Below are 22,148 nucleotides of genomic sequence, written 5' to 3'. Positions count from 1 at the left end.
TTGTGTCAGTGAGCTGCCGATTGTAGTGCAAGCAACGGCAAAGCGCCATGCGGGCCGCGCCCGTTAAAAGTCCGGCAACGCCAGGCGGCGGCGAGCCGATGACGTTCTGCAAAGGCCGTTGTTTTTCGCTTGAAACCGGCGCCTAAAAGATTGTCCTGCGTAACTATTACTCACGCGTTTAACCGTAAAATAGCGCTTCCTCCCCCATTGGCGCCCCCACCATGTCCCGCATTTTCCGTCGCGTTTTGCTTTCGGCCAGCCTGCTGGCCGCCTGCCATGCTGCCCAGGCCAACGTCCCGCCATCCGGGAACGGCAATGTCGTCGTCGTGCTGAACTCGCGCGACGCCACCGTCCAGCTGCTGGACCAGGGCTCGTACAAGAGCCTGCAGACCTTCGCCGTCGGCAAGGAGCCGCATCACCTGATGGCGACGCCGGACAACAAATCGCTGATCGTGGCCAGCTCCGTCGGCAACGAACTGCTGTTCCTGGACCCGAAGTCGGGCCAGGTGCAGCGTCGCATCAAGGACATCGTCGATCCGTACCAGATCGGCTTCACGCCGGACCAGAAATGGTTTGTCGCCACCGCGTTGCGGCTGGACCGCGTCGACCTGTACAAGTACAACGGGCGCGATTTCACGCTGGCCAAGCGCCTGCCGATGGCCAAGCTGCCGAGCCACATCGCGTTCGACGCGCACAGCACGATGGCGTTCATCACGCAGCAGGGCAGCGACCAGGTCAGCGCCATCGACCTGGCCACGCAAGCCGTCAAGTGGACGATCCCCGTCGGCAAGCTGCCGGCCGGGATCGCGATGACGCCGGACGATAAATACCTGCTGGTCGGCATCATGGGCAGCGACTACGTCGAAGTGATCGACTGGCGTACGCAGAAGACCGTCAAGCGCATCAAGGCCGGCGCCGGCACGCACAACTTCCGTGCCCAGGGCGACAGCCGCTACACCTACGTGTCGAACCGCGTGTCCAATTCGATCAATATCATCGACCAGAAGACGTTGACGAACGTGGGCCAGATCAATGTGCCGGGCGGTCCGGATTGCATGGAAATCACGGCCGACGGCAAGACCATGTGGGTCACGCTGCGCTGGATCAAGAAGGTGGCGGTGATCGACCTGCCGACCCGCAAGGTCGTCAAGTACATCCCGGTCGGCCGCTCGCCGCACGGCGTCTTCTTCGCCAACTCGTCCGCCCGCATGTAACGGGCCGCCGCGACGCATGACCGCGCCCATCCGTCACGCCGCCTTCTGCGGCGCTGCCGTCCTGCTCCTGGCCGCCGCGCCCGCAGGGGCGGGGCAGTGCGGCGGCACCATCTACCTGACGTTCGACACCGGCAGCCAGTCGCAAGCCGAACTGATCGCCGCCACCCTCAAGCGCCATGCCATCCGCGCCACGTTCTTCCTCGCCAACGAGAAGACGGTGCGGGGCGATCATGCGCTCGACCCGTCCTGGGCCGGCTACTGGCAGGCGCGCGTGGCCGAGGGCCATGCGTTCGGCTCGCACACGTTCGACCATGTCTACTACACGGGCGACGGGCCGCGCGGCACCATCGGCGTCCGGCCGCAGTTCGGCGCAGCCGCCGGCAAGCGCCAGCAGTGGACAGCGGCCCAGTACTGCGCCGAAATCAAGCGGGTCGATGCCCGCTTTGCCGAACTGACGGGTCACCATCTCGATCCCCTCTGGCGCGCACCCGGCGGCAAGGTTTCACAGCGTACAATAGCGGCCGCGCACAGCTGCGGCTACGCCCACGTCGGCTGGGCCCCGGCGGGGTTTTCCGGAGACGAGCTCTCCAGCACCGCGTACCCGAACGCGGTGCTGCTGAAGAAGTCCCTGGACACCCTGCGCGACGGCGACATCTTCATGGCGCACATGGGCATCTGGTCGCGCCGGGACGCGTGGGCGCCGGCCAACCTGGAGCCGTTGATCGCCGGGCTGGAAAAGAAGGGCTTTTGCTTTGCCACCTTGCGCGAGCATCCGGGCTTCGGCAAGGGCCATATCCAACGATAGCGAAACAAGAAAAACATGATCCATCTGCTGACCGAATGGTTCGCACAGGCGCAGGGCTGGCTGTTCCAGTCCGTGATCGAACCCGGCTTGTTCCACGCCGGCCTGGCGGACTTCCTCGACGATGCCTTCGAAGGCACCGAATGGTTCCTCATCGGCCTGTGCGAACTGCTGCTGGTCTTCCTCGTGCTGCGCCCGCTGGAAGCGCTCATGCCCGTGCATGGCTTCACCGACCGGCGCGCGCGCTGGAACGACTTCCTCTACACGCTGCTGCACCGGCTGGGCTTCTTCCCCGTGCTGGTCTTCTTCACGGTCGATCCGTTGATGGATCACGTGGCGGGTTGGCTGCGCCTGGAGAACGTGCGCCCCTTCAACCTGGAGAACCTGGCGCCGGACATGAGCCCGCTGGTGAGCTTCGCCATCTATTTTGTCGTGCTGGATTTCTTCGACTACTGGTTCCACCGGGCCCAGCACCAGTTCCGCTGGTGGTGGGGGCTGCACAGCCTGCACCACAGCCAGCAGGACATGAACCTGTGGAGCGACGACCGCAACCACGTGCTGGACGACCTGCTGCGCGACGTCTACCTGGCGCTGGTCGCGCTGGCGATCGGCGTGCCGCCCGGCCAGTACGTGCTGCTGGTATCGCTGTCGCGCATCCTGCAGAGCCTGCAGCACGCCAACGTACGCGTCCACTTCGGCCGCATCGGCGAACGGCTGCTGGTGTCGCCGCGCTACCACCGCATGCACCACGCGGTCGGCCAGGGCCATGAGTCGAAGGGCACGGGCAGCCTGGGCGGCTGCAACTTTGCCGTGCTGCTGCCCATCTGGGACATCGTGTTCGGCACCGCCAACTTCGCGCCGGGCTTTGCCCGCACGGGCGTGCGCGACCAGCTGCCGCGCACCGCGCCGGACGGCTCGCCCGTGCCGGGCCGCGACTACGGCCGCGGTTTCTGGCGCCAGCAGTGGCTGGGGGTGCGACGAATGGTGGAGTTCGCGCGCCGGAGGGCCGGCTGATGCGCGCCGTCGCCAACGCGTACGGCCGCGCCGTACTGTCCCAGCTGCACGTGCGCATGCTGGTGCTGTCGGCCATGCCGCTGGTGCTGTCGCTGGTGCTGTGGGGCCTCGTGCTGTACTTCGGCCTGCAGCCGCTGCTGGACTGGCTGCACACCAATTTCGTCGACTACGAGATCTTCCGCACCACCAGCAGCTGGCTCGAGCGGCTGCACCTGGGCTTCCTGAAGTCCGTCGTGGTGCCGTTTTTCGCGCTGCTGTTGCTGCTGCCGCTGATGATCCTGTCGGCGCTGCTGTTCATGAACGTCGCGGCCATGCCGTTCATCGTGCGCCACGTGGGCGGGCGCCATTATCCGAAGCTGGAGCAGAAGCAGGGCGGCAGCATGCTGGGCGGCCTGCGCGCGGCGCTGTCGTCGTTCGCGGTGTTCATCGTGATCTGGCTGGCCACGCTGCCGTTGTACATCGTGCCGCCGCTGGCCATGATCTCCTCGGCCCTGCTGTGGGGCTGGCTGACCAGCCGCGTGATGTCGTACGACGCGCTGGCGGACCACGCCAGCGAGGAAGAACGCCGCACGATCCAGCGCGAACGCCGCCGCGACCTGCTGGCGATGGGCCTGGTGTCCGGCGCCATGGGTGCCCTGCCGCCGCTCCTGATGGCCGCCGGTGCCGTGCTGTTCGTGGCGCTGCTGCCGCTGGCGCTGGCCGTCATGATGTGGTTGTACGTACTGATCTTCATTTTCACGGCGCTGTGGTTCCAGTACTATTGCCTGGAGGCGCTGGCGCAGTTGCGCGCGCGCGAGCAGGCCAACATCGTAGGACAGGCATGAGGGAGCGGGCATGGCCATTGGACTGATCGTCATCGGCGACGAAATCCTGTCGGGCAAGCGGGTCGACCAGCATTTCCCCAAGGTCGTGCAACTGCTGGCCGCGCGCGGCCTGCAACTGGGCTGGGCGGAGTACCTGGGCGACGATCCGGAGCGCATCGCGGCCACGCTGCGGCGCACGTTCGCCACCAGCGACATCGTGTTCTCCTGCGGCGGCATCGGCGCCACGCCGGACGACCACACGCGCCAGGCCGCCGCCGCGGCATTGGGCCGGCCGCTGGTGCTGCACGAGGAGGGCCGCCGCAACATCGAACAGCGCATCCTGCAGGTGGCACGCGAGGCGGGAAAGGAAACCGACCTGGCGGCGCCGGAAAACCTGCAGCGCCTGAAGATGGCCGAATTTGCCGAGGGCGCCAGCCTGATCCCGAACCCGTACAACAACGTGGCCGGCTTCGCGCTGGGGACGCATTACTTCGTGCCGGGCTTCCCCGTGATGGCCTGGCCGATGATCGAATGGGTACTCGATACGCATCACGCCGAGCTGCACAACCGCGAAGCCCGCGCGGAGCAGGCGGTACTGGTATGGGAAGCGGCCGAATCGGCACTGACGCCGCTGATGGAGGAGCTGGAAAGCACCTTTGCCGGCATCAAGGTGTTCAGCCTGCCGAGCGTAGGCGACGCCCGCACGCGCCGCCATATCGAACTGGGCGTCAAGGGTGCGCCCGACCAGGTCGGTGCCGCGTTCGCCCGCCTGCGCGCAGGCCTCGACGCCCTGCACGCCGAGTACACGCCGGTGCCGCCGCCACCGGCAGTATGACAACGCCGTGACCGCCTTGTGACAGCTTGTTGGCGCGTCAACCGGCGGGGCCGATGCCCCGTTGTTTTTTTGCGAAAAAGCCGGAGCCGCGTCAAATATTCGCGGGGTTGGGCTGTGCGCATGGGGCCGATGTGGTGCAATGTCGTTAGCGCGCTGCAACATGAATCGCCGACGTGCCTGTCGCGGCCGCCGCAAGAACCGAAAATGATGAGCAGTAATGATGAGTAGTAAATTCGCGTAGCAAGAAAGCCATGTCTTCCCAAACCGACCACGAGAGCCAGCGCCTGGACGACGATCAGCCGGCGATGCCGCCACCCTCCGAACCCCGCAAGAGCAAGCGATCCCGCAACGCCTTCATCGTCCTGATGCTGGTGCTGCTGTCGCTCGCCATCTGGTGGCTCGTACAGGAGGTCCGCACCTCGACGATGCAGGCGCGCTATTTCAGCGGCATCGTCAAGCAATTGCATTACAAGGTCGAGCCGGGACCCAGCAAGTCGATCCGCTTCCCCAAGGACAGCCCGTATGACGAGCGGCTTGGCTACGCCAACATGCCGGACTACCTGGCACGCCTGAAGCAGCGCGACTACGAAGTCACCGCGCAGGCGCGTTTCTCGCCGAAGATGGTGCAACTGGCCGACATGGGTGTGTTCACGACGTTCCGCGAGAAGACCCGCACGGGCCTGACGATCTACGACTGCCGCGCACAGCCGCTGTTCACCGCAAGCTACCCGGAGCGCATCTATCCGGGCTTCGAGCAGGCCCCGACGGCATTGATCCACAGCCTGCTGTTCATCGAGAACCGCGAACTGCTCGATACCAAATATCCGACCCGCAACCCGGCCGTCGAGTGGGACCGCCTGTCCAAGGCGATCCTGGAGAAATCGGCCAGTGCCGTCGGCCTGGCCGGCAGCCGCGCCGCCGGCGGTTCCACGCTCGCCACGCAGATCGAGAAGTACCGCCACTCGCCGGAAGGACGCACCGGCTCGATGAAGGACAAGCTGCAGCAGATGGTATCGGCCACGTTGCGTGCCTACCAGCAGGGTCCGGACACGACGGCCGTGCGACGCCAGATCGTGGTCGACTACCTGAACACGGTGCCGTTGTCGGCCAAGCCGGGCTACGGCGAAGTGAACGGCATCGGCGACGGCATGTGGGTCTGGTACGGGCGCGACTTCAACGAAGTCACCGAGCTGCTGTCGGGCCGCATGGACAAGCCGGGCAGCGCGCTGGCGTTCAAGGAAGCGCTGTCGCTGCTGATCGCGCAACGCCGTCCCAGCTACTACCTGGGCGCGGGCGGCGAGGACCTGGAGATCCTGGCCAACAGCCACCTGCGCCTGCTGGCGCAAGCGGGCATCATCACGCCGGCGCTGCGCGACGCGGCGCTGAAGGAAAAGCTGCACCCGGCGCAGGGCAACGGCCTGCAGTCGGCGCCGCCGCTGAACTACGTGACGAAGAAGGCGTCGAACGCGGTGCGCGTGCACCTGGCCAACCTGCTGGGCGACAACCGCATGTACAACCTGGACCGGCTGGACCTGTCGGTGGTTAGCACGCTGGACGCCAGCGCGCAGAAGGCCGTCACGTCGATGCTGCGCCAGTTGCGCGAGGCGGAGGCGGCGCAGCAGGCCGGCCTGACGGGCAAGGGCATGCTGGGCAACGGCGATCCGGCCAACGTCGTCTACAGCTTCACGCTGCTGGAAAAGGGCGACAAGGTCAACTACCTGCGCGTGCAGACGGATAACTACGACCAGCCGCTGGACATCAACGAAGGCGCCAAGCTGGACCTGGGCTCCACGGCGAAGCTGCGCACGCTGGTCACGTACCTGGACATCGTCGCCCAGCTGCACAAGAAATACAGCGGCATGGGCCCGGCCGAACTGCAGAAGCAGGTGGTCGATCCGAAGGACCGCCTCAGCACGTGGGCGCTCGAATGGCTGGCCATGACGCCGACCGACAAGCGCGACCTGACGGCGATGCTGAACGCGGCGATGGAACGGACCTACTCCGGCAATCCTGGCGAGGGCTTCTTCACCGGTGGCGGCCTGCACTACTTCGGCAACTTCTCGAAGGAAGACGACCACCGCATCCTGACCGTGCGCGAAGGCCTGCGCCGCTCGACCAACCTGCTGTTCGTGCGCCTGATGCGCGACGTGGTGCGCTACTACTCGTTCCAGATGCCGGGTTCGTCGGCGAGCCTGCTGGCCGACGCGGACGATCCGCGCCGCGTCCAGTACCTGGCCCGCTTCGCCGACAAGGAAGGCAAGGAGTTCCTGTACCGCTTCTATGCCAAGTACAAGGGCAAGCCGAAATCGCAGCTGGACAAGATCCTCGTCGACAGCATCCGCCCGACGCCGCTGCGCCTGGCGAACATCCATCGCACCTTGTTCCCCGATGCCTCGCTGGGCGAGTTCGCGATGTTCGTCAACGGTAACCTGACGACGCAGAACGAAGTGCCGCAGGCGCGCCTGGAGAAGATGTACGAGCAGTACGCGATGGACAAGTGGAACCTGGCCGACCGCGGCTACCTGGCCAACGTGCACCCGCTGGAACTGTGGCTGGTGGCCTACCTGCGCCAGCACGAGGGCGCGACGTTGTCGCAGGTGGTGGCCGCTTCCGAGAAGGAGCGCCAGGAGGTCTACCAGTGGCTGTTCAAGACGCACCGCAAGCACGCGCAGGACAAGCGCATCGCCGGCCTGCTGGAAATGGAAGCCTTCATGGGCATCCACCGCCAGTGGAAGAGCATGGGCTACCCGTTCGATTCGCTGGTGCCGTCGTATGCGACGACGCTGGGCGCATCGGCCGACCGGCCGGCCGCGCTGGCGGAGCTGATGGGCATCATCGTCAATGGCGGCGTGCGCAAACCCACGCAGCGTATCGACACGCTGCACTTCGCGGCCGGCACGCCGTACGATACCAAGGTGGCACGCGCCAAGCAGGTCGCCGCCGAACAGGTGCTGGCGCCCGAGGTGGCCCGGGTGGTCGCCGACGAGATCCGCGGCGTCGTGGCCGAGGGCACCGCCAAGCGCGCCAAGACCGCGTTCACGGCGGCCGACGGCAGCAATATCGCAGTGGGCGGCAAGACCGGCACGGGCGACCAGCGCTTCGACGTCTACGCGGCCGGCGGTCGCCTGATCGAGTCGCGCTACGTCAACCGCTCGGCGACGTTCGTGTTCAATATCGGCGAACGCTTCTTTGGCAGCATGACGGCCTACGTGCATGGGCCGGAATCGAAGAACTACGACTTCACCAGCGCGCTGCCCGTGCAGCTGCTGACGGTACTGGCCCCCAGCCTGATGCCGCTGATCGAACCGAACCAGCAGGCCGTCGTGCCGGGCGATTCGACGGTGGCCGCAGCCGCCGCCGCGCTGGGTGCGCCGCTGAAGGCCTGCGGCGGCTGACAGATCGGTGCCTGTCCCCTCGGGTCTCGATCGGTGCCGGTCCCCGCGGGTTTCCACCCTCAGTCCGCTTTCTCCAGCTTCCACCGCTGCGACACGTAATCCAGCGTGATCCGATGGCCCGCTAGCGCGCGCAGGCCAAGCACGCCCGCCAGCGGTACCGCCAAGCGCAATTCCTTCCCTTCGCAATACGATACGATGCCCGGCGCCAGCCGCTGGCCCGCCAGCGCGATCGTACCGCCCACCGTGGTGTCGTGGCAGCGCAGCGGCGCCGCATCCATCGCATTGCTGACTGCGTAGGAACGCACTGCTGCCGTGTCCGCCAGCGCGCGCCCGCCCGACAACACGGTCCATTGCGCCAGCGTCGGGGCGACCACCCCGAAACGCGCCGAGCCGGTGTCGAACAGCAAGTGGCCCGGCGTGCCGTCGAACAGTAGTGCCGGCAGCAGCGGATAACCGCCGCCTGCCGGCCCCCGCAGGTAGCGCATCGGCTGTGCCATCCTGTCCGACCCCAACGTGGCTCCGGGCACGAAGGCATAGCGGCTGCCGGGGAAGTCGAGCGCCAGGGTGCCATGTTCGAAGAAGCCGTTGCCGACGGAGCCCACGGCACATTCGCCCTGGCGTACCTGTGCCAGGACGGCGGCAGGGGCCTGCACGGTTTTCTCCAGGTCGCCGATCCTGACCTGCACGGCGGTGGCGGGCGCCTTTGCGTCGCTGGCCGGCCCGTGCCACAGCACGGCATCCGGCGCCCCGGTGTCGAGCTGCAGCCAGCACTTCCTGCCGTCGATCTGCGCCCGCAGCAACAGCGCCACGCGCTCGTCCCCCGGGCCGATCGCCGCGCTGACGGCATAGTCGAATTCGTGCCAGTCCGGTGGCGCTGTCGCGCCGGCCAGCGGCCATCCCGCCATTACCAGCACCGCAGCAGTGCCACGCATTCCGCTTTTCCCATGTCCAGTCCTTTTTCATAGCGTGCGCGCATTATAGGCAATCGCGTCGGCGCGGTCGAATATTTGCGATAAATATCACTTGCACGATGATAGCTATTTATCCGCTGTTGCTGAATTACGCAGCCTGTTAATAATGACAGGTGCGCAACAGCGAATTACCGGCAGTCTTGACCAGTTAATTTTTTGAAAATAAACTGCCGCCGGCATTTGCGCGAATGCTTCTCATTCATGGCGCCATTAAAAGGCGACGTGATAACGACTGAAGTTCAATCTTATTTAGGATGATATGAGCGACAAATTGATCAACAAAAGCACGATCTCGACTCAGGTCGAGTTCGACGAGTTCGGCGGCTTCACGCTGACGGAAGTGCTGGACGCGGATCTGCTGGAAGCGGTTGGCGGAGGAGGAGAGGTCAAGATCCCTATCCCGGACATCAACTTATACTGCCCGACTACCAACAACTGTCCGCCCCCGACGCCGCCAACACCGCCGGCGCCGCCGACCCCGACTCCGAAGCCGCCTGAACCACCGAAAACGGAGCTGGACGGCGACGAAGGCTGAGTTCCCGGCGCGGGTTGAGGGCTGTTGAACCAGCCTGACGCCCACGGTAAAGCGGCGGCCCCGGGGCCGCCGCCGGCCGGGCGCATCGATAAGATGCGCCCGATCTGCAGGTTTTAATGTAACGATTCTGAAATAATCGGGGCAAACGTGATTGATAATACGAGGCGGGCAATTATTTCATCGCTCGATCCGAAAAGGATGGAGTTGATCATTTATCCGACGGAGCAGTGCAATTTTCGCTGCACCTATTGTTACGAGGATTTTTTGCTCGGCAAGATGCCGCCGGCTGTTATTTCAGGAATAAAGAACCTGATCAGTGCGCGGGTCGGTAAGATCGATCATCTGCAAATAGGCTGGTTCGGCGGCGAGCCGCTTGCGGCAAAAGACGTCATTTATGACATTTGTGACCACGCCCAGCGCGAATGTGCCGCGCACGACGTCCATCTGTCGGGGCACGTGACCACCAACGGCTATTTTCTCGACCTCGATACGGTTGCCACCTTGTCCGGCTACGGCCAGCGCGGCTACCAGATCTCGCTGGACGGCCTGGGCGCCGACCATGACGCGACTCGCAAGCTGATGTCCGGCGGACCCACCTTCCAGCGCATCTGGAGCAACCTGAACGCGTTAGCAAGCTCCGACCTGGACTTTCGCATCGTGCTGCGGGTGCACCTGACCACCGACAACCTGGCCTCGATCGAGCGGCTGGCCCATGCGCTGCGCGACGGCCTGCTGCGCGATCCCCGTTTTTCCGTTTTCGTCAAACCGATCGAAAACCTGGGACCGGATGCGGCGCACAGCTTCACCATCCCGCCTGCGGAGCGGGAAGCGATCATGGCGCGCATCCACGCGGCGTTCGACCTGCCGGTGCCCCTGCCGCCGCTCCCGGGCGCGCCCAGCGTGGCCGCCGCGCCCAAGATCTGCTACGCGGCCCGGCCCAACTCGCTGGCCATCCGCGCCGATGGCACCGTCCAGAAATGCACCGTAATGATGGCCGACGAGCAGAATCGCCTGGGCCAGGTCCGCGCCAACGGCGCCCTCAACCTGGACCGCGACAAGATGGCGTACTGGATGCGCGGCTACGACTCGATGGATGCGGGCGAGCTGAAATGCCCGGCCCACAAGAGCCGTCCCGCCGTCGGCCGGACGATCCCGATCGTTCCAGCCTGACGCTGTCGCCGCTTCGAACACACAACTTAACAGGAATCCCATGCATATCCAGTTCGGCCTGTCGCGCCAGGCCTTCCACAGCGAATACCACGAGAAGAACTACCTGCTGCTGCGCGGTGCGCTGCGCAACGCACCGTTCTCGATGGCGGACATCGACCAGGTGCTGCACGCCACCGAGCCCACCGGCCCGATGATGCGCATTAATAACAACGGCACGTTCGTGCCCGAGGAAGCGTTCGTCGAGGTGTACAACGACCTGGGCACGATGCGCCGCCGCGTCATCCGCCAGAATTTCTATGCGCTGCTGAAGGGCGGGGCGACGTTGATCCTGAACCGGGTCGATGCCCGCCAGCGCCTGATCCGCGCGCTGTGCCTGGAGGTGTCGCAGTTCACGTCCCAGCACACGCTGGCCAACGGCTACCTCGCGTTCGGCGACAAGGCCTCGTTCGGCAAGCACTGGGATTGCCACGACGTGTTCGCCGTACAGCTGCACGGCCGCAAGCGCTGGCAGCTGTTCCGGCCGACGATGGAACTGCCGCTGCCCAGCCAGACCAGCCGCGACGTCAAGAGCGAATGCCCGGCCGAGCCGGACCTGGACATCATCCTGGAGGCGGGCGACGTGCTGTACGTGCCGCGTGGCTGGTGGCACTGTGCCACGCCGATCGGCGAGGAGACGTTCCACGTCGCGATCGGCGTGCACCCGCCGTACGTGTCCGAGTACATCAACTGGCTGTGCAGCACCAAGCTGCCCGAGTTCCTCAGCTGCCGGCGCAGCATGCGGTTCGGTGCCGACAACCTCGCCCTGGTGCAGGCCGCCAGCCAGGACGTGCTCGCCGCGCTGGCCAACGAGGCCAACCTGGCCGAGTACCTGGCGCTGATCAACCATTCCGACCGCGTGCAAAGTCCGTTTAACCTGCGCGAAGGCGTCAGCGGCGCGCCGGCAACCATGCCGGCCGACACGGAAGTGCGGCTCAACGCGGTCTATCCCCGTGCCGGCACGGACGGCCAGGTGATCGTCAACGGCAGCGCCGTGACGCTGCAGGGCGTGGAGCACGACCTGATGCTGCAGCTGTGCGCCGGCCAGCCTGTCACGATCGCCCAGCTGGAGAGCCGCACCGGTGTCGCCGGCGACGTCGTCCGCACAGGGCTGGCTGGCCTGCTGGCACGCGACCTGGTCCAGTTGATGACGCCGGCCTGACATGGCGCTGCCGCAATTTCGCAAGGAAGTCACCCAGGCCCAGCGGGAAAACGCCGCCATGTTCGGCGACGTCTTCCTGGGCAGTCCCCTGCATCACCGCCTGTATGCGGTAGCGGGGGCCGCCATCGGTATCGGCCTGCTGCTGCTGCTCGTGTTCGGCCAGTACAGCCGGCGCATCAGCGTGCCGGGCCAGCTGCTGCCGGAGCAGGGCGTGATCCGCCTGTCCGCCCAAGCCACGGGGACGGTCATCGCCGCGCAGGTGGCGGAGGGTGTCGAGGTGGGCGCCGGCGCGACGCTGTTCCGCCTTGCGAACCCCCGTTACGGCAGCAATGGCGACGACGCCAACGTCGGCATGGCGGCGGCGATCACGGCGCGCCGCGACGCACTGGCACGGGAGCTGCAGTCCACCCAGGCCATCCAGGCCAGCGAAGGCGCGGCGCTGCGGCAGCGCCTCGTCGGCCTGGCCCGGCAAAAGGAAACCTTGCAGCGCCAGCACGCGCTGGCGATCGAACGCCAGAAGCTGACGCGCCAGGCCCTGGACAAGTTCAAAAAGCTGGCCGAGACGGGCTACGTGTCGGGCGAGCAGCTGCTGCAGAAAGAGGGCGCGCTGCTCGAACACGTGCAGGTCGCCGTGGCGCTGGAAACGCAGCTCGAGGAGCTGGAGCAGCAGATCGACAGCGCGCGCAAGGAGCAGCTGGCCTTGCCGCTGAAGCACGCCAATACGCGCTCGGCGCTGGCGCGTTCGTATGACGAGGTACGGCAGGAACTGGTCGAGCAGGAGGCCTACCGGGGCGCCGCGATCGTGGCGCCCGTGGCGGGCAAGGTCACGGCCATCATGGCCAAGCCGGGCAGCGTCGTCGCGCCGGGCCAGCTGGTGGCGACCTTGATCCCCGCCGGGGCGCGGCTGCAGGCCAACCTGTACGTGCCCAGCCACGGCATCGGTTTCGTGCGCGAGGGCGCCCGCGTCTACCTGCGCTATCGGGCGTTCCCGTACCAGAAGTTCGGCCAGGCGGCCGGTACCATCGTGGACATTTCCGCGACCAGCATCCGGCCGGACGAACTGGATAACAGCATCAAGGCGGCGGAGCTGACGGCGGTCAACAACAACGAGCCGCTGTACCGGGTGCGCGTGGCACTGGACAGCCAGCGGGTGCAGGCCGACGGCCGCGCCATCGCCCTGCTGGCCGGCGGCCTGCTCGATGCCGACATTGTCCTCGACCGCAAGCCGCTGTACCAATGGATCTTCGACCCGATCGGGAAATTCACTCGGAGCATGAGTTTATGAATCAACTTGCCGCGGCCCTCGGCGCCCTGCGTTTCGGCGTGCGCCGCCGCCTGCCGATCATCCACCAGAGCGAAATCTCGGAATGCGGACTGGCCTGCCTTGCCATGGTGGCGCAGTACCATGGCGCGCATTTCGACATGCTGGAATTGCGCCGGCGCTTTTCCGTATCGCTCAAGGGGCTGCCGCTGGCGGGCATGGTGCGCGCCGCCAATGCGATCCACCTGGCCGCGCGGCCGGTGCGCCTGGAGATGGGCGGCCTGACGCAATTGAAGCTGCCGTGCGTGTTGCACTGGAACTTCAATCACTACGTGGTGCTGGAAAAGATCCGCGGCAGGCGCCTGACGATCCACGATCCGGCACTGGGCATCCGCACGGTGACACTGGAGGAAGCGTCGCGCTGTTTCACCGGATTCGCCCTGGAGCTGTGGCCGAACGAAGGCTTCGCGCCCATCAAGAAGACCCAGCGCATTCCGCTGTCGCTGATACTGGGCAAGGTGGTGGGCTGGAGCACGCCCGTCGTGACGGTGCTGCTGCTGGCGGTGGTACTGGAGATCACGGCGTTGCTGTCGCCGCTGTTCATGCAGTTCGTGCTGGACGAGGTGATCCCCGCGCACGACCAGCCGCTCCTGCTGCTGCTGGCCGTGGCGTTCGGCCTGCTGTACCTGACGCAGAACCTGATCAGCATGATGCGTTCGACCGTGCTGCTGCGCATGAGCACCCTGTTCAGCGTGCAGGTCCGCTCCAACCTGTTCCATCACCTGCTGCAGCTGCCGCTGAGCTTTTTCATCAAGCGCAGCCTGGGCGACGTGGCCTCCCGCTTCGCGTCCATCGACGTCATCCAGCGCACCGTCACGACCTCGTTCATCGAAGGGGTGCTCGATGGCCTGATGGCGCTGGCCACGCTGGTGCTGATGCTGATGTACAGCCCGAAGCTGGCCGTCGTCTCCATCGCGGCACTGGCCGTCTACATCGCCGGGCGCCTGCTGTGGTACCGGCCGCTGCACTCGGCCACGGAAGAACAGATCATCAACGCCGCGCGCCAGAACAGCCACTTCCTGGAGTCCGTGCGCGGCGTGCGCGCCATCAAGCTGTTCGGCCGCTCCGAACGGCGCCACAGCGGCTGGCTCAACCTCGTGGTCAGGCAGGTCAACTCCGACCTGCGCACGCAATACCTGCACCTGCTGTACGGCGGCGCCAACAGCGTCATCTTCTCCATCGAGAACATCCTGATCGTCTACATGGGGGCCAGCGCCGTGCTGGCGGGGGAACTGTCGGCCGGCGTGCTGCTGACGTTCATGGCCTACAAGTCGCAGTTCGGCTCCCGCGTCACGGCGCTCGTCAACAAGTACTTCGACCTGAAGATGCTCAGCCTGCAGATGGACCGGGTCTCGGACTTCATCGTGGAAAAGCCGGAAGCGGCGCCCGTGGACGACCTGAACGAGGAAGCACAGGCGCCGCTGGAGCCCAGCCTCGAGTTGCGCGGCCTGGCCTTCCGCTACGGCGAGCATGAGAAGTTCATCTTCACCGACGTGAACCTGCAGGTGGCGGCGGGCGAGTTCGTCGCGCTGGCCGGGCCGTCCGGCTGCGGCAAGTCGACGCTGATGCAGGTCATGCTGGGAGTCTACCCGCCTACCCGGGGCACCGTGCTGATCGGCGGGGTGGACGCCACCTCGATCGGCCGCCAGCAGCTGCGCCGCATGATCGGCACCGTGATGCAGGACGACGAACTGTTTGCCGGTACGATCGCCGAGAACATCTCCTTCTTCGACGACGACGTGGACCTGGACTGGGTACGCGAATGCGCGCGCATGGCGGCGGTGGAGCAGGAGATCAGCAGCATGTCGATGGGCTTCCACACGTTCATCGGCGACATGGGCAGCGTGCTGTCGGGCGGACAGAAGCAGCGCATCCTGCTGGCACGCGCGTTGTACAAGCGACCGTCGCTGCTGCTGCTGGACGAAGCGACCAGCCATCTCGACGTCTACAAGGAAAAGCAGGTCAACGAAGCCATCTCGGCGCTGAACATCACCCGCATCATCATCGCGCACCGGCCCGATACGCTGGCCAGCGCGGACCGGGTCATCCCGTTCGCCAGCCTGATGCCGGCGGCGGAGCGCCCGGCCACGTTGCGGCCCGTCGCGGCCTGACCCGCGACTCATGCGGCAACGGGAGCCTGGTCCCTTGGGTCAGGATATTTGGGGACAGCCTCCGATTCGGATAATTGGGGACAGCCTCCAATTCGCGATTCGGGTGCCAGCGCCGCCGCGCAGTTGGATAATTGGGGACAGCCTCCGATTCGCGATTCGCGTGCCAGCGCCGTCGCGCAGTGGGAATCGGAGGCTGTCCCCAATTCCGAGGCTGCCTCGATTTCGGGTCCGGTGCCTGTTCCTTAGGGTCACCCTTGCGCACAAGGCGAAAAGTTGGCAAGGTAGCCAGCCATGAAACCCGTCCTCCGCTCCACGATGAACCGCATCCGCAAGTTCACGAATTTTTCGGTCCGTGACCTCGTCGCGTCCGCCGCCCCCACCATCCTCGTCATCGCCGCCGTCTGCCTGGCGGCCTACCTGATCGTCGATCCCGCGCCGCCCCGCAAGGTGGTGCTGGGCACGGGCCAGGACAACAGCGCCTACGACGTCTTCGGCAATCGCTATGCGGCCGCGCTGAAGCGGGATGGCATCGCCGTCACCTTGCAGGGCTCGCACGGCTCGCGCGAGAACCTGCGCCTGCTGAAGGAGGGCAAGGTGGACATCGCGTTCATGCAGAGCGGGACCACCGACGACGCGGCCGCCGAGCGGGAAGGGCTCGTGTCGCTCGGCAGCCTGTTCACGGAACCCGTCTGGCTGTTCCTGCGCGAGCGGCCCGGCCAGCCGGCCCAGCCGCCCATCACGCAGCTGACGCAGTTGCGTGGCCTGAAGATCAATATCGGCGCGAAGGGCAGCGGCGCGCCCCGCCTGTTCCGCCAGGTGCTGGACTTGAACGGCGTCGCCCCAAGCGAGCTGCAGGTCAGCCAGCTCGACAACACGCCCGCCACGGTGGAGCTGCTGGAAGGGCGCATCGACGGCCTCGTGTTCGCGGCCGCCCCGGACGACCAGCTGATCCAGATGCTGCTGCAAACGCCCGGCATCTACCTGTTCGACTTCACGCAGGCGGAAGCCTACGCGCGCCGGCTGCCGTTCCTGACGCACGTGACGCTGCCGCGCGGGATCGTCGACCTGGGGCGCGACCTGCCGGCGCGCGACTACCACCTGATCGCGCCGACCGCGACGCTGGTGGCGCGCGATGACCTGCACCCGGCCCTGATCGAACTGTTCGTGCAGGCCGCCGCGAAGATCCATGGCGGGGCAGGGTGGTTCTCGCAGCAGGGCCAGTTCCCGTCCGCGCGCTACACCGAGATTCCCGTGGCGGGCGAGGCGGCCAAGTTCTACAAGGACGGCGCCCCGTTCCTGCAGCGGTACATGAGCTTCTGGCTGGCCAATTTCCTCGACCGCATGTGGGTGCTGGTGGTGGCGCTGGGCGCGCTGATCCTGCCGCTGTCGAAAGTGGTGCCGCCGCTCTATGTATGGCGCATCCGCTCGCGCATCTATCGCTGGTACGGCCAACTCCGCACGGTGGAGCAGGCATTGGAAGACGCGCCGCGCGACGCGCCGGAAGCGCAGCGGGTGGCGGTGGCCCGGGCCCAGCTGGCCCGCCTGAACGACATCGAGGACCGCGTCAACCAGATCTCGGTGCCGCTGTCGTTCGCCGACGACCTGTATGGCCTGCGCAGCCACATCCAGTTCGTGCGGCAACGCATTCTTAGCCAGACGCCGGGTTTGGCACAAGAAAATACGGTAATCGTGGAATAGACCGTTTGTTTACCGCCACAACTTGCCTCTCTTGCCACTGATAGATTTGACAGCGAGGCGGCATCGCCAGGAAGATGAAGCGGCCAACATCAACAGGAAGGGATCGCGATGCACCGTAATTCCGTACCCCAGAAGCTGCTTCTCGCCGCCGCCATCGCCACGCTGTTCGGCCAGGCCGGCGCCCAAACCCAGGTCGCCGACAGCCCTGTCGTGGACAGCGGCGCCACCGTCATCGTGACGGGCACGCGCGTGTCGAACCGCACCGTGCTCGATACGTCGTCCCCGGTGGACATCATCTCGGCCGACACCATCAAGAATACCGGCGTGCCGGAAATCACGCAGGCCTTGTCGGTGGCGCTGCCGTCGCTGAACTTCCCCCGCCCCGGCCTGGCCGACGGCACCGATACCATCCGGCCCGCCACGTTGCGCGGGCTGGCGCCGGACCAGACGCTGGTGCTGGTCAATTCCAAGCGCCGCCACACGTCGTCGCTGGTGAACCTGAACGGCACGATCGGGCGCGGCTCGGCGGCCGTGGACATGAACACGATCCCGACGGGCATCGTCAAGAACATCGAGGTGCTGCGCGACGGCGCCTCCGCGCAGTACGGCTCGGACGCCATCGCCGGCGTCGTCAACATCCGGCTGCGCAACGACCGCAGCGGCGGCGAGGCGGTCGTCAGCTACGGCAAGCGCATCACCGACTACAGCTTCGCGCCTGTCGCGGGGCCGGCCGGGGCGACGTGGACCAGCGAGACGGAACGTTCGCGTCGTGACGGCGGCGTCGCCACCGTCAGCCTGTGGAAGGGCCTGGGCTTCGGCGAGACGGGCTTCGTCACCATCGCGGCCGAATACAAGGACCAGGACCATACGGAGCGCAGCGGCTACGACATGCGCCAGCAGTACCCATTGGTCAATGGCCAGTTCGATCCGCGTGAGAACACGATCGACCGCTTCAACGCGTGGTACGGCGAGCCGGAGATGAAGCAGTCCACCGTGTTCGTCAACGCGGGCACGAACCTGGGCGGCACCGTCAAGCTGTATGGCTGGAGCAGCTACCAGAAGCGCGAGGCCCGTTCGGCCGGCTTCTTCCGTCGCGCCCTGCAGGACAACAACGTCATCGCCATCTATCCGAACGGCTTCCTGCCGATCATCGCGCCGGACGTGGATGACTTCAGCATCGCGGGCGGCGTCACGTGGAACCTGGACGGCTGGGACATGGACAGCTCGCTCAGCTACGGCAAGAACAAGATGGACTACACCATTGAGAACACGCTGAACCGCTCGCTGGGCGCGGCGAGCCCCACGACCTTCGACGCGGGCGGCTATTCGTACGAGCAGCTGACCTACAACCTGTCGGCCGTGCGCCAGTTCGACGTGGGCCTGTCGTCGCCGCTGAACCTGGCGCTGGGCGCCGAGGCGCGTCGCGAGGGCTACGAGCTGACGGCCGGCGAGCCGGATTCGTACCGCAACGGCGGCGCATTGCTGCCGTCCGGCCTGCCCACGGCATCGGGCGCGCAGGTATTCCCGGGCTTCCGCCCGTCCGACGAGACGGACAGCCACCGCAACGCGTTCAGCGTATTCGGCGACGTGGAAGCGAACCTGACGCCGGACCTGCTGGCATCGTTCGCGGTGCGCGGCGAGCATTACTCGGACTTCGGCAACAACTGGTCCGGCAAGCTGGCGGGACGCTACAACTTCAGCCCCGCGTTCGGGCTGCGCGGCTCGGTGCAGAATGGCTTCCGCGCGCCGTCGATGCAGCAGCAGTTCTTCACGTCGACGTCGACCAATTTCATCAACGGCATCCCGTTCGACATCACGACGTTCAAGCCGACCGACCCGGCCGCGGTGGCGCTGGGCGCCAAGCCGCTGGACGCGGAGAAGTCGACCAACTTCTCGCTGGGCGCGGTGGCGAAATTCGGCCGCGGCAGCGTGACGGTGGACGGCTACAAGATCAACATCCGCAACCGCATCGTGTTGTCCGAGAACCTGACGCAGGCCAACGTGCGCAACTACCTGACGGCCAACGGCTTCCCCGGCGTGGGCGGCGGGCGCTTCTTCATCAATGGCGTCGATACGACGACGAAGGGCGTCGACGTGGTGGTGAACTATCCGTTCGCGCTGGGCGACATCGGCCGGCTGGACGTGACGGTGGCCGGCAACTACACGGACACGGAAGTGACGAAGGTGCCGCAGACGGCCGAGCTGGCGGCGCTGTCGCCGGCGCCCGTGCTGTTCGACCGCGTCAACGTGCTGACGTTCGAGCAGGGCACGCCAAAGACGAAGCTGACGGCCAGCGGCACGTGGACGCGCGGTGCGCTGGGCGCCACCTTGCGGGCGACGCGCTACGGCAAGGTGCTGACGCCAAGCTCGGCACCGTTCCCGGATCACATGATGTCGGCCCGCACGCTGGTGGACCTGGAAGGGCGCTACGCCATCACCAAGGCGATGACGTTCGCGATCGGCGCCGAGAACCTGTTCGACCAGTATCCGGACCCGTATCCGGCCGTGCTGAACTCGACGGGCAATGCGCCGTTCACCAACTACTCGCCGTTCGGACGGTCGGGGCGCTACGTCTACGCTCGCTTGAGCTATTCGCTGTGATGTCGGGCTTGGGGACTGTCCCTGCGGGACTGTCCCCGGTTTTCCGGGTTGGCCGATGAGCCGCCGGGTAGCCTGCGCGACGCATCGACGGCGCGGATAAAGACCAGGGACATGGTGCTGGCATGCACGCCAGCATCGCTGCGCAGGCGAGGAGCGGCGCTCCTCGAAACCCCTGCTGCGGGGACAGTCGCTAGGCCCCACCCAGGGCAACCCCGCCTTGCACCATCCCCCCACCGTCTTGCGATGCCCATCGGCATCCTTGTCGCCTTCAAAACCCTCCAGGATATCGAAGCTGTTGGCGAAGCCGTTCTCGGTGGCCAGCCTGGCGGCATGGCGCGAGCGCACGCCCGAGCGGCACAGGAACAGCAGTACGTCGTCCGGCGCCGCTTGCGTAGCCAGCTGCGCGACGAACTCCGGATTGGGCGCGCCGCCCGGATACGTGCTCCACTGCACGGCCCCGTGCTGCGCTTCCGGGATCGCGACACGGCCGACCCAGTCGCGCTCGGCGTTGGTGCGCACGTCGATCAGGCGCACGTTGGCATGTTCCAGGAGTAACTGATGCGCTTCCTGGGGCGTGACCGCGCCAGCATAGGGCAGGCCGGCGCCACGTTCGCGGGCGCGCTGCAGGATGTCGTTGTTGGAGCTCATTTGGCGGTAATTCCTCTGGATCTTCGTTGATCGTTCCCTACCTACCGGTCCGTACGAACGGGTCGGCGACCTGGCGCTGCACCAATTTCTCCACATTTTGGGGTGCCTCGCCCAAATCCGGTGCAAAATGACCACTTCGCACCAAAGCGGTGCGCTCAGCCGGGTGCGCCAGCGTGGTGCAGAAACACGCCCGGGCGGGCCTCGAACGATTTTAGTTTCCGTAGGCAGCAAGATCAATGAAGCAATTCGTTATTGCTTAGTCGGTTCCTGCTGGCACGCTTTCTGCTTTACATAGCTGGAGTTTCCGCCGCACTACGGTGTTGGCAGCCCTTTCACTTAGGAGATACGCATGGCAATGACCGCCGAAGAAGTTTTGCAGATGGTAAAAGACAACGAAGTCAAATTCGTTGATTTCCGTTTTGCCGATACCCGTGGCAAGGAACAGCACGTGACCGTGCCCGTTTCGCACTTCGATATCGACAAGTTCGAAAGCGGCCATGCCTTCGACGGATCGTCCATCGCCGGCTGGAAAGGTATTGAAGCATCCGACATGATCCTGCTGCCGGATCCGACCACCGCCAACATCGACCCGTTCATGGAAGAGACGACGCTGTTCATGCAGTGCGACGTCATCGAACCGTCGGATGGCAAGGGCTACGACCGCGACCCGCGCTCGATCGCCAAGCGCGCCGAAGCCTACCTGAAGTCCTCGGGCCTGGGCGATACCGCCTACTTCGGTCCGGAACCGGAATTCTTCATCTTCGACTCCGTCAAGTGGAAGATCGACATGTCCGGCGCGATGGTCAAGATCGATTCCGACGAAGCGTCGTGGTCGACCGACAAGGACATCGAAGGCGGCAACAGCGGCCACCGTCCGACCGTCAAGGGCGGCTACTTCCCGGTGCCACCGGTCGATTCGTTCCAGGACATGCGCTCGGAAATGTGCCTGATCCTCGAATCGATGGGCATCCCGGTCGAAGTGCACCACCACGAAGTGGCGGGCGCCGGCCAGAACGAAATCGGCACCAAGTTCTCGACGCTGGTCGAGCGCGCCGACTGGACGCAGAACATGAAGTACGTGATCTGGAACGTGGCGCACAGCTACGGCAAGACCGCCACCTTCATGCCGAAGCCGGTCGTGGGCGACAACGGCTCGGGCATGCACGTGCACCAGTCGATCTGGAAAGACGGCAAGAACCTGTTCGCCGGCGACGGCTATGCAGGCCTGTCCGACTTCGCGCTGTACTACATCGGCGGCATCATCAAGCACGCCAAGGCGCTGAACGCGATCACCAACCCTGGCACGAACTCGTACAAGCGCCTGGTGCCTGGCTACGAAGCACCGGTCAAGCTGGCTTACTCGGCCCGCAACCGTTCCGCATCGATCCGCATCCCGCACGTGGCGAACCCGAAAGGCCGCCGCATCGAGACCCGTTTCCCGGATCCGCTGGCGAACCCGTACCTGTGCTTCGCCGCGCTGATGATGGCCGGCCTGGACGGCGTGCAGAACAAGATCCACCCGGGCGAAGCGGCGTCGAAGGACCTGTACCACCTGCCGCCGGAAGAAGACGCGCTGATCCCGACCGTCTGCGCCTCGCTGGAGGAAGCGCTGGATCACCTGAACAAGGACCGCGAGTTCCTGACCCGCGGCGGCGTGTTCACCGATTCGATGATCGATGCCTACATCGAACTGAAGATGACGGAAGTGACCCGCATGCGCCAGACGACGCACCCGGTCGAGTTCGACATGTACTACTCGCTGTAACAGCGACATGCCGGTCTTGAAACACCGGTAACGAAGACGCGAGGATGGCGGCAAGCCCTCCTCGCGT

Annotated in this window: 15 protein-coding genes and 1 pseudogene; 14 read left to right on the top strand and 2 right to left on the bottom strand. The window is 65.7% G+C overall.

Translation table 11 applies throughout. From position 1 onward, the window contains the following. Positions 1–221: 221 nt before the first annotated feature. The 6 genes from PX653_RS15030 to PX653_RS15005 all read left to right on the top strand — a co-directional run bounded on the left by PX653_RS15030 (position 222) and on the right by PX653_RS15005 (position 8,063). On the top strand, positions 222–1,214 hold the full coding sequence (locus PX653_RS15030) for a YVTN family beta-propeller repeat protein (protein ID WP_277413584.1): 993 nt from the start codon (positions 222–224) through the stop codon (positions 1,212–1,214). Between the two features lie 16 nt (positions 1,215–1,230). Then, positions 1,231–2,019, top strand: coding sequence for a polysaccharide deacetylase family protein (locus tag PX653_RS15025; protein ID WP_277413583.1), 789 nt, complete (start codon positions 1,231–1,233; stop codon positions 2,017–2,019). A 15-nt stretch (positions 2,020–2,034) separates the two neighbouring features. Continuing rightward, entirely contained in the window at positions 2,035–3,030 is a 996-nt protein-coding gene (locus PX653_RS15020) for a sterol desaturase family protein (RefSeq protein WP_277413582.1), read from the top strand. Beyond that, positions 3,030–3,854 carry an EI24 domain-containing protein gene (locus tag PX653_RS15015; RefSeq protein ID WP_277413581.1) on the top strand — a complete coding sequence of 275 codons (825 nt, stop codon included), beginning with the start codon at positions 3,030–3,032 and terminating at the stop codon, positions 3,852–3,854. The genes PX653_RS15020 and PX653_RS15015 overlap by 1 nt, the downstream gene beginning before the upstream one ends. Before the next feature lie 10 nt (positions 3,855–3,864). Beyond that, positions 3,865–4,668 carry a competence/damage-inducible protein A gene (locus PX653_RS15010; protein WP_277413580.1) on the top strand — a complete coding sequence of 268 codons (804 nt, stop codon included), beginning with the start codon at positions 3,865–3,867 and terminating at the stop codon, positions 4,666–4,668. Positions 4,669–4,919: 251 nt separating this feature from the next. Next, positions 4,920–8,063 carry a transglycosylase domain-containing protein gene (locus tag PX653_RS15005; RefSeq protein WP_371876336.1) on the top strand — a complete coding sequence of 1,048 codons (3,144 nt, stop codon included), beginning with the start codon at positions 4,920–4,922 and terminating at the stop codon, positions 8,061–8,063. A 59-nt stretch (positions 8,064–8,122) separates the two neighbouring features. On the opposite strand, the gene PX653_RS15000 is transcribed toward PX653_RS15005, so the two are convergent. Continuing rightward, the gene (locus PX653_RS15000) at positions 8,123–8,995 is read right to left on the bottom strand and encodes a hypothetical protein (protein WP_277413579.1); all 873 of its coding nucleotides are present in this window, start codon (positions 8,993–8,995) and stop codon (positions 8,123–8,125) included. Positions 8,996–9,293: 298 nt separating this feature from the next. Here PX653_RS15000 and PX653_RS14995 point away from each other — a divergent pair, with 298 nt between their 5' ends. The 7 genes from PX653_RS14995 to PX653_RS14965 all read left to right on the top strand — a co-directional run bounded on the left by PX653_RS14995 (position 9,294) and on the right by PX653_RS14965 (position 19,668). Beyond that, positions 9,294–9,569 carry a hypothetical protein gene (locus tag PX653_RS14995; RefSeq protein ID WP_277413578.1) on the top strand — a complete coding sequence of 92 codons (276 nt, stop codon included), beginning with the start codon at positions 9,294–9,296 and terminating at the stop codon, positions 9,567–9,569. A gap of 198 nt (positions 9,570–9,767) precedes the next feature. Further along, a complete protein-coding gene (locus PX653_RS14990; protein ID WP_277413577.1) occupies positions 9,768–10,739 on the top strand; it encodes a radical SAM protein in 972 nt (323 codons plus the stop codon). Positions 10,740–10,779: 40 nt separating this feature from the next. Continuing rightward, the gene (locus PX653_RS14985) at positions 10,780–11,937 is read left to right on the top strand and encodes a cupin domain-containing protein (RefSeq protein WP_277413576.1); all 1,158 of its coding nucleotides are present in this window, start codon (positions 10,780–10,782) and stop codon (positions 11,935–11,937) included. 1 nt (position 11,938) lies between these two features. Then, positions 11,939–13,222: an HlyD family secretion protein gene (locus PX653_RS14980; protein WP_277413575.1), complete on the top strand. Its 1,284-nt coding sequence runs from the start codon at positions 11,939–11,941 to the stop codon at positions 13,220–13,222. Further along, the gene (locus PX653_RS14975) at positions 13,219–15,369 is read left to right on the top strand and encodes a peptidase domain-containing ABC transporter (protein ID WP_277413574.1); all 2,151 of its coding nucleotides are present in this window, start codon (positions 13,219–13,221) and stop codon (positions 15,367–15,369) included. Before PX653_RS14980 ends, PX653_RS14975 begins: the two co-directional genes overlap by 4 nt. 315 nt (positions 15,370–15,684) lie before the next feature. Then, complete coding sequence (locus tag PX653_RS14970; protein ID WP_277418578.1) at positions 15,685–17,067, top strand: TAXI family TRAP transporter solute-binding subunit; 1,383 nt, start codon at positions 15,685–15,687, stop codon at positions 17,065–17,067. A 108-nt stretch (positions 17,068–17,175) separates the two neighbouring features. After that, positions 17,176–19,668 carry a TonB-dependent receptor plug domain-containing protein gene (locus PX653_RS14965; protein ID WP_277413573.1) on the top strand — a complete coding sequence of 831 codons (2,493 nt, stop codon included), beginning with the start codon at positions 17,176–17,178 and terminating at the stop codon, positions 19,666–19,668. Between the two features lie 195 nt (positions 19,669–19,863). Here PX653_RS14965 and PX653_RS14960 read toward each other — a convergent pair. Next, positions 19,864–20,316, bottom strand: a pseudogene (locus PX653_RS14960) (rhodanese-like domain-containing protein); the annotation flags it as partial. 349 nt (positions 20,317–20,665) lie between these two features. On the opposite strand from PX653_RS14960, the gene glnA reads away from it, so the two are divergent. After that, the gene (gene glnA / locus PX653_RS14955; RefSeq protein WP_277413572.1) at positions 20,666–22,081 is read left to right on the top strand and encodes a type I glutamate--ammonia ligase; all 1,416 of its coding nucleotides are present in this window, start codon (positions 20,666–20,668) and stop codon (positions 22,079–22,081) included. Positions 22,082–22,148: the final 67 nt, after the last annotated feature.

Source organism: Pseudoduganella chitinolytica (genome assembly GCF_029028125.1).
Classification (GTDB): Bacteria; Pseudomonadota; Gammaproteobacteria; order Burkholderiales; family Burkholderiaceae_D; genus Rugamonas; species Rugamonas chitinolytica.
The sequence above is the reverse complement of the archived record's forward strand: the minus strand, read 5'-3'. Positions and strand labels throughout refer to the sequence as shown.